Here is a 12199-nt window from a genome sequence, read left to right on the forward strand (position 1 = left end):
ATTAGGCATGAGCGAAATGAGTTTTCTGGTCATCGACGACGACGAAGTGTTCTCGGACATCCTCACGCGCGGCCTCACGCGGCGCGGCTTCGAGGTGAAGCAGGCACACAATGCGGAAGAGGCGATTCGTTTCGCCAACCAGCAAAAGTTCTCGCAGATCACCGTGGACCTGCATCTCGGCAACGATTCAGGCCTGTCGCTCATCGCGCCGCTGCGCGAACTGCAGCCGGACTCGCGCATGCTCGTGCTCACGGGTTACGCGAGCATCGCCACGGCGGTGCAAGCCGTGAAGGACGGTGCGGACAACTATCTCGCCAAGCCCGCGAACGTCGAGATGATTCTCTCGGCACTCCAAAGCGATGCGAGCGCCATGCAGGCCGAAGAAGCCATCGAGCACCCCGCGCCGCTCTCGGTGGCGCGCCTCGAATGGGAGCACATCCAGCGCGTGCTGGCCGAGCACAACGGCAACATCTCGGCCACGGCGCGCGCGCTCAACATGCACCGCCGCACGCTGCAGCGCAAGCTCGCAAAGCGCCCGGTGCGCCAGTAAGCACGCCAGACGCGGCAAAAGAAAAGGGACCCCGCGGGGTCCCTTTTTCATGCGTCATGTTTCGCGCTTAGAGCACGTAGCGCGACAGGTCTTCGTCCTGCGCCACTTCGCCGAGCGCCTTGTCGACATAGGCCGCGTCGATCGTCACGCTCTTGCCCGCGTGATTGCCCGCTGCGAACGACACGTCTTCCAGCAGCTTTTCGATCACCGTGTACAGACGGCGCGCGCCGATATTCTCGGTCTTCTCGTTCACGGAGTAGGCGATCTCCGCGAGGCGGCGAATACCGTCTTCGGCGAAATCGAGCTGCACGTCCTCGGTTGCGAGCAGCGCCTGATACTGCTTGACGAGGCTCGCATCCGTCGCGACCAGGATCGCTTCGAAGTCCTTCACGGAGAGCGAGTCGAGTTCCACGCGAATCGGGAAACGGCCCTGCAGTTCGGGGATCAGATCGCTCGGCTTCGCGAGGTGGAATGCGCCACTCGCAATGAACAGGATGTGATCGGTCTTCACCATCCCGTACTTCGTGTTGATGGTCGTGCCTTCCACGAGCGGCAGCAGATCGCGCTGCACGCCCTGGCGCGAAACCTCACCGCCGCTGCCTTCGTTGTTGCGCGAGGCGATCTTGTCGATTTCGTCGAGGAACACGATGCCGTTCTGCTCGACGTTCTGCACGGCCTTGGTCTTGACCTCTTCGTCGTTGAGCATCTTCGACGCTTCTTCGTCGGTCAGGACCTTGAGCGCTTCCTTCACCTTGAGCTTGCGCCGCGTTTTCTTGCCGCCGCCGAGGTTGGCGAACATCGAGCGGATCTGCTCGGTCATGTCTTCCATGCCCGGCGGCCCCATGATGTCCATGCCCACTTGCGGCTGCTCGACATCGAGCTCGATTTCCTTGTCGTCGAGCTGGCCTTCGCGCAGGCGCTTGCGGAAGGTCTGACGTGTGGCATTGTCGCTGCCTTCGGCGTGGCTCGTTGCGTCGGACGAACCGAAGCCTACCGGGCGCGCGCTCGGCAGCAAGATGTCGAGGATGCGGTCTTCGGCCTGGTCGGTGGCCTTGCTGCGCACCTTGCGCATTTCCGTTTCGCGCGTCTGCTTCACCGAAATCTCGATGAGATCGCGCACGATGCTGTCCACGTCGCGGCCCACGTAGCCCACTTCAGTGAACTTGGTCGCTTCGATCTTGATGAACGGCGCATCGGCGAGTTTCGCGAGGCGTCGCGCGATCTCGGTCTTGCCGACGCCCGTCGGCCCGATCATGAGGATGTTCTTCGGCGTGATTTCCTGGCGCAGCGGGTCGGCGACCTGCTGGCGGCGCCAGCGGTTGCGCAGCGCGACGGCCACGGCCTTCTTCGCGTTCGCCTGGCCGATGATGTGCTTGTCGAGTTCCGAGACGATCTCGGCGGGGGTCATGGTGCTCATCCTGATTCCTTCTCGTCTGTCCGGCGGTTTCGCGAGTTATTCGATGGTTTCGATCACGCGGTTGTGATTCGTGTAGATACACATGTCGCCCGCGATTTCGAGCGACTTTTCGACGATCTCGCGCGGCGAGAGTTCGGTGTTGTCCACGAGCGCGCGTGCCGCGGCCTGCGCATACGCGCCGCCCGAGCCGATCGCGCAGATGCCTTCTTCGGGGTCGAGCACGTCGCCGTTGCCGGTAATCACGAGCGTCGTGGTCGCGTCGGCGGCGATCAGCATGGCTTCGAGGCGGCGCAGCATGCGGTCGGTGCGCCAGTCCTTGGCGAGTTCGACAGCGGCGCGCGTGAGGTTGCCCTGATGCTTTTCGAGCTTGGCTTCGAAGCGGTCGAGCAGCGAGAACGCGTCGGCGGTGCCGCCGGCGAAGCCGACCATGACCTTGCCGCCGTAAATGCGCCGGACCTTCTTCGCGCCACCCTTCATGACGATGTTGCCGAGCGTGACCTGGCCGTCGCCGCCGAGCGCGACCTTGTCGCCGCGCCGCACGGATACGATCGTCGTGCCGTGAAATTGCTCCATGTGCGTTCCTTTTTACCGTTGATGCCGGGTTGGATGCGTAGGTGGAATGCCTGCCGCTTTCGGTGGGCGCAGCGGCGCTCGCGCGTTTTGCATTAGGGCGCCACTGCCCTGAATCCGGGTGCGCCGCGCGCGCCTGTGGCGCGCTGCGAGCGCATATCACCTGGAGTTTAGGGCGGCGCTGGGCATATCAAGGGCTGCGGGCGCAGAAAACGGCGCGGTGGCCTTGTGTGCAACGGCGCGGGCACGCACGCGCAACGGGCGGCGACGGCCGAAGAAAAACGCGCGCGCAAAAGAAAAAAGCGCACGGGGCTCCGTGCGCTTCGACAGGGAAGGCAAGTCGCTAGCCGCGCAAGCAGCGCTTCGCGGCCAGAAAAAAGCTCAATCGCCGAACAGCTTCTGGCGCAGTTCGCGCCGCTCCTGCGCTTCGAGCGAGAGCGTGGCGGTCGGGCGCGCGAGCAGACGCGGGATGCCGATCGGCTCGCCCGTTTCTTCGCACCAGCCGTAGTCGCCGGAATCGATGCGCGCGAGCGATTGCTGCACCTTCTTGAGCAGCTTGCGTTCGCGGTCGCGCGTGCGCAGCTCGAGCGCATGCTCTTCTTCGATCGTCGCGCGGTCGGCCGGATCGGGAACGATCACGGTTTCGCGCAGATTCTCAGTGGTCTGGCCCGCATTGCGGAGGATTTCCGCCTGCAGCTGTTCGAGCCGGTTCTTGAAGAAGGCGAGCTGATCCTCGTTCATGTAATCCTTGTCGCTCATCTTCAGGATTTCGGCTTCGGTCAAGAGTCGTTTCGTCGTCATCTGGCTTGCTTCTTCAATGAGTGAGGCAAAACTGGCACATCTTGCCTGCACTTTTGTGTTGCCCGCAGTGGCCGCGGTGGCCGTTACCAACCTTTACCACTTTGCCAGGCGCAGTTACCGCGCCGTTATTGCGCGCTGGCGGGCACGGACGATGAACTGTCGTGACGCCCGAAGCGCCGCTGCGGGGCCGAACTCCTCTGGAAACCGGTCTTCAGATGCTCCTGAGGCATATATCGTACCGACTGCGCGCTGCGACGCGATGCGCTGCCGGCGGGGCGTCCCTCGGCAGAAAACCGGGGCACCTCTCTTCCAGTGGGGCCGTATTGTAACCGAACCGCAAACTTGCGCCGCAAGCGGGAAATCCCTGCAGTGGCCCGCCTGTCACCAGGCCGTTTGCGGACCGGTCGATATCCAGAAAATATAACGCGCCAATCGTGAAAAAGCGATGGTCGGGTACGTTATTTGGCGCACGAAGCGGGAAGAGATCGTTGCGCAGGCCGCAGACGCAGCGCTAGCGCCACGTTGCGGCGCGCAAAATCCAGACGAAAACGCCCGGCTGTGGGCCGGGCGTATCTGAAAAAGCCTGGAAAACGGGAAGATTCCGTCAGGCGAGGCAGGCGTCGAGCCCGTCGGTGATGAGGTCCTGCGGCAGCTCGATGCCGATGAACACCATCTTGCTGCTTTTCTTCTCGATCGGCAGCCACTTGGCGGCCAGGTCGCTGCCCATCATCTGGTGCACGCCCTGGAACACCACCTTGCGGTCCACGCCCTTCATGTAGAGCACGCCCTTGTAGCGCAGGAGGCGCTCGCCGTAGATCTGCAGGATGCCGCCGAGGAAGTCCTCCAGGCGGTTCGGATCGAACGGGCGGTCGCTGCGGTAGACGAACGACTTGATCTTGTCGTCGTGGTGCGCGTGATGGTGGTGGCCGTGGTCGTGGCCTTCGTGGCTGCACTGGCCGTGATCGTGGTCGCAGTCGGCGTGATCGTGATCATGCGCGTGATCATGCGCGTGCGCGTGCGCGTGCGCGTGACCGTGGTCGTGATCGTCTTCGGCGAGGAAGTCCGGGTCGATTTCGAGCTTGGCGTTCAGGTTGAAGCCGCGCAGGTCGAACACTTCCTTGATGTCGGCCTCGCCGAAATTCACCTGGCGGATCTGCGCCTTCGGGTTCATGTGCAGCACACGATGACGCAGGTCGGCGAGTTCCTGTTCGTCGACGAGGTCGGCCTTCGTGATGAACAGGCGGTCGGCGAAACCGACCTGGCGCTGCACCACTTCGTGTTCGTCGAGCTGATGGTTGCCGTGCTTGGCATCCACGAGCGTGATGATCGCGTCGAGCAGGAATTCGTCGGCGATCTCGTTGTCCATGAAGAACGTCTGTGCGACCGGGCCCGGATTCGCGAGGCCCGTGGTTTCGATCACCACACGGTCGAAGTCCAGCTTGCCGTCGCGCTTTTGCTGCGCGAGGTCGCCGAGCACGCGCGAGAGATCGCCGCGGATCGTGCAGCAGATGCAGCCGTTGCTCATCTGGATGATCTGCTCGGTGCTGTCCTGCACGAGGATTTCGTTGTCGATATTCTCTTCGCCGAACTCGTTCTCGATCACGGCGATCTTCATGCCGTGCTTCTCGTTCAGGATGCGCTTGAGCAGCGTGGTTTTGCCGCTGCCGAGAAAGCCGGTCAGGATGGTGACGGGAATCATGCTGGTTGCCATGCTGTCTGCCTGGTAGGTGTTCGGGGTACGTTCGGGCGCGCCGCTTCATGCTGTCGCGGCCTTCGAGTGTTACAACATAACTTCCTATTGAAACATATCTGCGCCGCGCCCGCATGCGGCGGCCGGGTGCGAGACCGGCGAGCGCCATTCGGGGCGGGAACAGACGCCGTGAAAGCGGCGCTGCGGCGCGCCGCCGAAAGGGCTCAAATAAGGCCGCTTCAGGCGATTTGCAACAGCAGGCCCTTCAGATATTCGCCTTCCGGAAACGCCGTGAGCAGCGGGTGATCCACGCCGGCGCCCAGGCGCTTGAGGATGCGCGCGTCCACTCGGGCGTCGGCGGCGGCGCCCGCCACGATCTTCTGGAACAGCGCCGAATCGATCGCGCCCGAGCACGAATAGGTGAACAACAGACCGCCTGGACGCAGCAGCTTGAAACCCGTGAGATTGATGTCCTTGTAGGCGCGCGCGGCGCGGTCCACGTGCTCGCGCGAGGCCGCGAACTTGGGCGGATCGAGCACCACGAGATCGAAGCGCTCGCCTTCGTCGTAGAGGCGGCGCAGCGTCTTGAAGGCGTCGGCGTCGAGCCAGGTGGCGAGCGCCGCATCGAAGCCGTTCGCCTCGACGTTTTTCTGCGCCGTGGTGAGCGCTTCGCCCGACGAGTCGATCGACACCACGCGTTTTGCGCCGCCCTTCATGGCCGCGAGCGAGAAGCCGCCGGTATAGCAGAAGCAGTTGAGCACCTCGCGCTCGCGCGCGTAGGTCTGCACGAGCGCGCGGTTGTCGCGCTGGTCCACGTAGAAGCCGGTCTTGTGGCCGTTGCGCACGTCCACGTGATAGCGCACGCCGTTCTCGCTCGTGATGATCGTTTCAGGCGGCTCGCTGCCGGCGAGCAGGCCGGTGATCTGTTCGAGCCCTTCCTTTTCGCGGATCGACACGTCCGAGCGCTCGTACACGTTCGGGCAGCCCGTTGCCGAGGTGAGCGCCGCCACGATCGCTTCCTTCCACGCCTCGACGCCCGCCGCCATGAACTGGCACACGAGCTGGCCGCGGCTCTCACCGCCGTCTTCGATGTAGTAATCGACGATCAGCCCCGGCAGGCCGTCGGCCTCGCCGAAGATGAGGCGCACCGCGCCCGTGCCGCTCACCATTGCGCGGCGGTCGGCCACGGCGCGCTGCACGCGGCGCTTGAAGAACGCATGGTCGATCGGCTCGCTTTCGTCGAAGCTCCACACGCGCGCGCGGATCTGCGAATGCGGGCTGTAGGCGGCGCGCCCGAGAAAGCGGCCGTCGGCCGCGCGCACGATGACGGTCGCGCCGGGCGCGGGCTTGCCTTCCACGCGCTCGATCGCGTTCGCGTAGACCCACGGATGGCGGCGCAGCAGGGATTTTTCTTTGGACGGCTTGAGGGTGACGATATTCATGATGGCTTCAATGCTGGGTGACGGAGCATGCGCCGCGTGGCGTTGCAAGCCACGTGGCGCGAACTCCGACGCGCTTTAATCGCGCTTCTTGGCGCGCGGATGCGCGGTGTCGTAGACCTTCGCGAGGTGCTGAAAGTCGAGCGACGTGTAGACCTGGGTGGCCGCGATGCTCGCGTGGCCGAGCAGTTCCTGCACGGCGCGCAGGTCGCCGCTCGACTGCAGCAGATGCGTGGCGAACGAGTGGCGCAGCACGTGCGGGTGCACGTTCGCCGGAATGCCCGCCGCGATGGCGGCGCGCTTCACGCGCTCGCGCACCACGCCCGGCGCCATGCGGTTGCCGCGCACGGAGAGAAAGAGCGGGGCGTCGTCGTGCTTCACGAAGGCGCTGCGGGCGGCGAGCCAGGCGTCGAGCGCGTCGAGCGCCTTGCGCCCGACCGGTACCATGCGGTGACGGTTGCCCTTGCCCAGCACCTCGACTTCGGCGGCGTCGCGCTTGAGCCAACCCGCCGATTCGTAGCCGTCGCGCTTCACGTAATGCACATCGAGCCCCACGAGTTCCGCGAGACGCAGCCCCGACGAGTAGAACAGCTCGAGCATGGCGCGGTCGCGCAACGCCTCGGGGCCGCCTGCTTCCACGCCGGCGATGGCGGGCGCTTCCATGAGATGCGTGGCATCGTCGACGGAAAGCGCCTTCGGCAGCGTTTTGGCGCGTTTGGGCGCACGCACGGCGGCCACGGGATTGGCGTCGATTTCGATGCGGCCCGCGAGCCAGCGATAGAAGGCGCGCCAGGCCGACAACCGGTGCGCGATGGAGCGCGCCGAAAGGCCACCCGCATGCGCGCGCGCCACCGCGCCGCGCACTTGCGCGGGCGTGACCGATTCGAGCGGCTTGCCGCCCGCGAGCTTCTTCAGCTCGTCGAGTTCATGCGTGTAGCCGCGCAGCGTGTGCTCCGAGAGCCGCCGCTCGTGTTCGAGCATCGCGAGGTAGTCGGCGATCGGATCGGTCGGGTTCACGTTGGGCGGCCTGGATGAGCGTCAGTGCGGCAGCAGGCGCGAGAGCGCCGCGCTCGCGAGTGCGCCGATCTGCGTGAGAAAGTCCGTAGCCATGCCGTCGTGGAAGCGGCGCGGGTCGGGCGAGCCCATCACCAGCAGGCCGAAGGCTTCGCCCGCTGGCGCATCGTTCGAGGCAACGGCGGGTACGCGCAGCGCGATGATCGCGACCGATTCAGCGGTGCCGTCGGTCGAGTCGAGCCATTGCGCGGCCTCGAAGCCGGTGTTCGCGCCGCAGTACGGCGTTTCGAGGCTGTTCGCGAAGATGCGCACTTCCTCGCCGGTCTGGCGCGCGAAATCGGCCTGCCCGTAGGCCTCCGCCACGTCCCACAGGCGCAGCGCGGCCTGCGGCATGTCGAACACGTCGCGCAGATTCTGCGTGATGGAGCGCGGCAGCGCGTGCGGGTCGCGCTCGGCGATCATGCGCGTGGTCCAGCGGTTGAACTTCGCGGCGATCGAATCGTTCTCGTGGCCGTAGCGCAGCAGTTCCGAAAGACGGCGCTCGAGATGCTTGTTCTTCTCGCGCAGCATTTCCATCTGGCGTTCCTGCAGCGAAACGGCAGCCTTGCCGTGCGGATTGCCTAGCTTGATCGTCGCGAGCAGTTCGGCGTGCTCAACGAAAAAATCGGGGTGGGCGAGCAGATAGTCGGCAACTTCGCGATCGTTCATGTTGTGGACGCGTTGTAGTTGTAAGGCGCGCACGGTGGCGCGCAGTCTGTCATGCGTTTGAGTTTTCGTGCGGCGCGACGTTCTCTCATTACGTGCGCCGCACGGCCCGAAGCGGGCTAGTCGGCCAGCTCGATCTCGCCTTCGAACACGGTGGCGGCCGGGCCCGCCATGGTGAGCGCGGCGGATTCGTCGCGCGCGCCGTCCCAGGCGATGGTCAGCATGCCGCCATGCGTGTGCACCTTCACGGGCGAGTCGAGCAGCCCGCGGCGAATGCCCGCCGCGACGGCCGCGCACGCGCCCGTGCCGCACGCGAGCGTTTCGCCTGCGCCGCGCTCGAATACGCGCAGCTTCACTTCGTTGCGCGAAACGATCTGCATGAAACCGGCATTCACCTTGTTCGGGAAGCGCGCATGCGTTTCGATGACCGCGCCTTCCGCCTTCACCGGGTACGCTTCGACGTCGTCGACGACCTGCACCGCGTGCGGGTTGCCCATCGAGACGACCGACACCCAGCGCCGCGCACCATTCACGTCGAGCGGCCAGAGCGTGTCGTTGCCTTCGCGGCGGCCTTCCAGGCCGTTCGCGTTGAACGGCACGAGCGCGGGTTCGAACTCGGGACGATCCATATCGACGACGACTTCACCGTTTTCCTGCACGACGAGCGTGATCGTGCCCTTCTGCACCTGCACTCGCACACGCTTCGAATCAGTGAGCTTGCGGTCGCGCACGAATTTCACGAAGCAGCGCGCGCCGTTGCCGCAGTGCTCGACCTCGCCGCCGTCGCAATTGAAGATGCGATAGCGGAAGTCCACGCCTTCCACGGTCGGCTTCTCGACGATCAGCAACTGGTCCGCGCCGATGCCGAAGTGGCGGTCGGCGAGCGCGCGCACACGCTCGGGCGTGAGCGCGAGGTCCTGGCTGTAGCCGTCGAGCACGACGAAGTCGTTGCCCGCGCCGTGCATCTTGGTGAATTTGAGTTTCATGCCGTTATTGTAAGCGAGGCCCGGGCGAAAACCCGGGCCTCGAGCGTGGGCGCAACGTTCAGCGCATCGTTCAGCTGTAGACGCTGGGTTCGCCCGGCGGCCGCGTCTTGAAGCGCTTGTGGACCCAGTAATACTGCTCGGGAATGCGCGGAATCTGTTCTTCGAGGAAAGCGTTCATGCGGCGCGCGTCGAGATCGTCGTCGCCGGTTGGATAATTTTCCCAAGGTTTGAACACTTTCAGCCGATAACCCTTGTAATTGGGCAACACCTCGCCGATGAACGGTACGACCTGCGCATGACCCACCTTCGCCAAACGCCCGACCGCCGTGAGTGTGCACGCCGGCACGCCGAAGAAGGGTACGAACGTGGAGTTGCGCATGCCGTAGTCCATATCGGCGCCGAGCATCACGGGCTTCTTGTCGCGCAGCCAGCGCAGCACGGCGCGCGCGCTGTCCGCGCGGCTGACCATTTCCGCGCCGAAACGGCTGCGTCCCGCCTTCGCCGCGGCTTCGAACTCGGGGTTCGAGAACGGCTGGTAGAGCGAGCCGCAGGGCCGGTGCAGCGAGTAGTTGAGGAACATGGAGCCCGCCTCGATGCCCACGAAATGCAAGCCGAGGAAGAGCGTGGGCGGCAGGTTCGGATCGGTGAGATCGATCTCGCTGTCGAGCTCGACGATCTTCTCGAGCTTCTTCGCCGACGCGAACCATTGCACGCTGCGCTCCATGTAGCTGCGAATGGCGTGACGGAAGTGCTGCCCCGCCACTTCCTCGCGCTTTTCGTCGCTCCACTCGGGAAAGCACAAGCGCAGATTCGTATGAACAACGCGCTTGCGGCGGCTCGGAATCTTGTAGAGCAGCCAGCCGAGGCCGTCGCCCAGACGCGCGACAAAGCCATAGGGCAGGATCGCGAACAGCTTGAGCAAGCCGATGGCGAAACGGGAGCCGAGTTTGCCTAGCATGCGTGAACTCCGCTGCAAGGCTTGCAAACGATGAGGAAGGAAACGAACGGCACGCGGGAGTACCCTGCGACAATTTAAGGAAGTCGCTATAATAAGGGCTTCGCCGAGTTAATAGACAACTTGCGGGGCGAAGCCGGATGCCAGTCAATGACTGAGTCACTGACAGCAACCGGGCAGCAATTCCGCTAAAGCGTCGCCGCTTCAAAGCTCCCGAAGCTGGCTACGTGAACTCAACCGTCACCAGCTACAAGGAGCCTGACACGTGGCAAACGACTATTTCTTCACCTCCGAATCCGTCTCCGAAGGCCATCCGGACAAGGTCGCCGACCAGATCTCGGACGCGATCCTCGACGCCATCCTCACGCAAGACAAGTACTCTCGCGTTGCAGCGGAAACGCTGTGCAACACGGGTCTCGTCGTGCTCGCCGGTGAAATCACCACCACGGCCAACGTCGACTACATCCAGGTCGCGCGCGACACGATCAAGCGCATCGGTTACGACAACACCGACTATGGCATCGACTACCGCGGCTGCGCGGTGCTCGTCGCTTACGACAAGCAGTCGCCGGACATCGCCCAGGGCGTGGACCGCGCGCACGACAACAACCTCGACCAGGGCGCCGGCGACCAGGGCCTGATGTTCGGCTATGCGTGCGACGAAACGCCCGAGCTGATGCCGCTGCCGATCCACCTTTCGCACCGTCTGGTCGAGCGCCAGTCGAACCTGCGCCGCGACGGCCGTCTGCCCTGGCTGCGTCCGGACGCGAAGTCGCAGGTCACGATCCGCTACGTTGACGGCAAGCCGCACGCCATCGACACGGTCGTGCTCTCCACGCAGCACTCGCCGGACATCGACCTCGGCACGCTGCGCGAAGCCGTGATCGAAGAAGTCATCAAGCCGGTGCTGCCGTCCGAACTCATCAAGGGCGACATCAAGTTCCTCGTGAATCCGACCGGTCGCTTCGTGATCGGCGGCCCGCAGGGCGATTGCGGCCTCACGGGCCGCAAGATCATCGTCGACACGTACGGCGGCGCAGCCCCGCACGGCGGCGGCGCATTCTCGGGCAAGGATCCGTCGAAGGTGGACCGTTCGGCCGCCTACGCAGGCCGTTACGTCGCGAAGAACATCGTGGCCGCCGGCCTCGCGTCGCGCTGCCTGATCCAGGTTTCGTACGCGATCGGCGTGGCTGAGCCGACTTCGGTCATGGTCAACACGTTCGGCACCGGCAAGGTGTCGGATGCGACCATCACGAAGCTCGTGCGCGAGCACTTCGACCTGCGTCCGAAGGGCATCATCCAGATGCTCGACCTGCTGCGCCCGATCTACGAAAAGACCGCCGCTTATGGCCACTTCGGCCGCGAAGAGCCGGAATTCTCGTGGGAAGCGACCGACCGCGCACTCGCGCTGGCCGAAGCCGCCGGCACGGAGCCGGTGAGCGCAGCCATCGCGTAAGCATTCGCAAGGTGGCATCGCGCTGGCCGGCGGCAACGCCGGTCAAGCGCGATGCGGTGCCGAAAAAAACCCCGCAGGGCGCAAGCCCGTGCGGGGTTTTTGTTTTTTGCGGTGCCTGCTGCGAACCGCGCAGCGTGGGCCTGGCGCGGGTCTTAGCGCATGGCGAAGCCGAACCAGCCCGTGCTGCTCGCGCCCATGCGGCGCGGCTTGCGCGTGCTGCGCGCCACATGCACCGTGGTGGGCGCGGCGAGCGTGCGCAGCGGCGCGTTCGGGCGATAGAGCAGCGTGCGCAGCGAGAAGTGGCGCGAGCCCGAGCGCATGCGCAGTACGGCGAAGAACGAGTGGAACCAGGTGCGCATGCCGTCGACGGGCTTCGTCTCCCGAACCTGTTGTGCGAGCGCGCGGGTGCGCGCGGCGTGGTGTCGCAGTGCACGCACCAGATGACGGCGGGCCGGGCGGGCCGCTTTCAGGGCGGTGTGGGCGGCGTGAGACATGCGTTGAGTATCGAAGAGGGTATGCATGGCGGTTGAGCAATCGGGTTCGAGGTGCGCCTCGCGCGACGCTTTGCGTCGAGCAGCAAACGTGCCTGTCTTCCAGGGCATCACGAATTGGGTGG

12 protein-coding genes are annotated in these 12199 nt (G+C 64.8%); 2 read left to right on the forward strand and 10 right to left on the reverse strand.

Features of this window, described 5'->3' with window-relative positions; genetic code table 11:
* The first annotated feature begins 7 nt into the window (after positions 1–7).
* On the forward strand, positions 8–550 hold the full coding sequence (locus U5A65_RS15960; RefSeq protein WP_321907348.1) for a response regulator transcription factor: 543 nt from the start codon (positions 8–10) through the stop codon (positions 548–550).
* A 67-nt stretch (positions 551–617) separates the two neighbouring features.
* Here U5A65_RS15960 and hslU read toward each other — a convergent pair whose 3' ends face one another.
* The 9 genes from hslU to U5A65_RS16005 all read right to left on the reverse strand — a co-directional run bounded on the left by hslU (position 618) and on the right by U5A65_RS16005 (position 10130).
* Positions 618–1967 (reverse strand): ATP-dependent protease ATPase subunit HslU, encoded by a 1350-nt coding sequence (gene hslU, locus U5A65_RS15965; protein ID WP_321907350.1) that lies wholly within the window; start codon positions 1965–1967, stop codon positions 618–620.
* A gap of 36 nt (positions 1968–2003) precedes the next feature.
* The gene (gene hslV / locus U5A65_RS15970) at positions 2004–2540 is read right to left on the reverse strand and encodes an ATP-dependent protease subunit HslV (protein WP_321907352.1); all 537 of its coding nucleotides are present in this window, start codon (positions 2538–2540) and stop codon (positions 2004–2006) included.
* Between the two features lie 378 nt (positions 2541–2918).
* Positions 2919–3338, reverse strand: a complete 420-nt coding sequence (gene dksA, locus U5A65_RS15975) for an RNA polymerase-binding protein DksA (RefSeq protein WP_028203189.1) — start codon at positions 3336–3338, stop codon at positions 2919–2921.
* Between the two features lie 604 nt (positions 3339–3942).
* A complete protein-coding gene (locus U5A65_RS15980) occupies positions 3943–5037 on the reverse strand; it encodes a GTP-binding protein (RefSeq protein ID WP_321946874.1) in 1095 nt (364 codons plus the stop codon).
* Between the two features lie 230 nt (positions 5038–5267).
* The gene (locus U5A65_RS15985) at positions 5268–6470 is read right to left on the reverse strand and encodes a class I SAM-dependent rRNA methyltransferase (protein WP_321946786.1); all 1203 of its coding nucleotides are present in this window, start codon (positions 6468–6470) and stop codon (positions 5268–5270) included.
* Positions 6471–6545: 75 nt separating this feature from the next.
* On the reverse strand, positions 6546–7448 hold the full coding sequence (gene xerC / locus U5A65_RS15990; protein WP_321907808.1) for a tyrosine recombinase XerC: 903 nt from the start codon (positions 7446–7448) through the stop codon (positions 6546–6548).
* A gap of 57 nt (positions 7449–7505) precedes the next feature.
* On the reverse strand, positions 7506–8189 hold the full coding sequence (locus tag U5A65_RS15995; RefSeq protein WP_321907356.1) for a DUF484 family protein: 684 nt from the start codon (positions 8187–8189) through the stop codon (positions 7506–7508).
* A 116-nt stretch (positions 8190–8305) separates the two neighbouring features.
* A complete protein-coding gene (gene dapF / locus U5A65_RS16000) occupies positions 8306–9172 on the reverse strand; it encodes a diaminopimelate epimerase (protein WP_321946787.1) in 867 nt (288 codons plus the stop codon).
* Between the two features lie 70 nt (positions 9173–9242).
* Positions 9243–10130: a lipid A biosynthesis lauroyl acyltransferase gene (locus tag U5A65_RS16005; protein WP_321907360.1), complete on the reverse strand. Its 888-nt coding sequence runs from the start codon at positions 10128–10130 to the stop codon at positions 9243–9245.
* A 262-nt stretch (positions 10131–10392) separates the two neighbouring features.
* Here U5A65_RS16005 and metK point away from each other — a divergent pair, with 262 nt between their 5' ends.
* On the forward strand, positions 10393–11583 hold the full coding sequence (metK, locus tag U5A65_RS16010) for a methionine adenosyltransferase (RefSeq protein ID WP_321907362.1): 1191 nt from the start codon (positions 10393–10395) through the stop codon (positions 11581–11583).
* 152 nt (positions 11584–11735) lie between these two features.
* Here metK and U5A65_RS16015 read toward each other — a convergent pair whose 3' ends face one another.
* Positions 11736–12104: a hypothetical protein gene (locus U5A65_RS16015; RefSeq protein ID WP_321907364.1), complete on the reverse strand. Its 369-nt coding sequence runs from the start codon at positions 12102–12104 to the stop codon at positions 11736–11738.
* Positions 12105–12199: the final 95 nt, after the last annotated feature.

Origin of the sequence: Paraburkholderia sp. J10-1 (genome assembly GCF_905220165.1) — a bacterium.
In the GTDB taxonomy this organism is placed as follows: domain Bacteria; phylum Pseudomonadota; class Gammaproteobacteria; order Burkholderiales; family Burkholderiaceae; genus Paraburkholderia.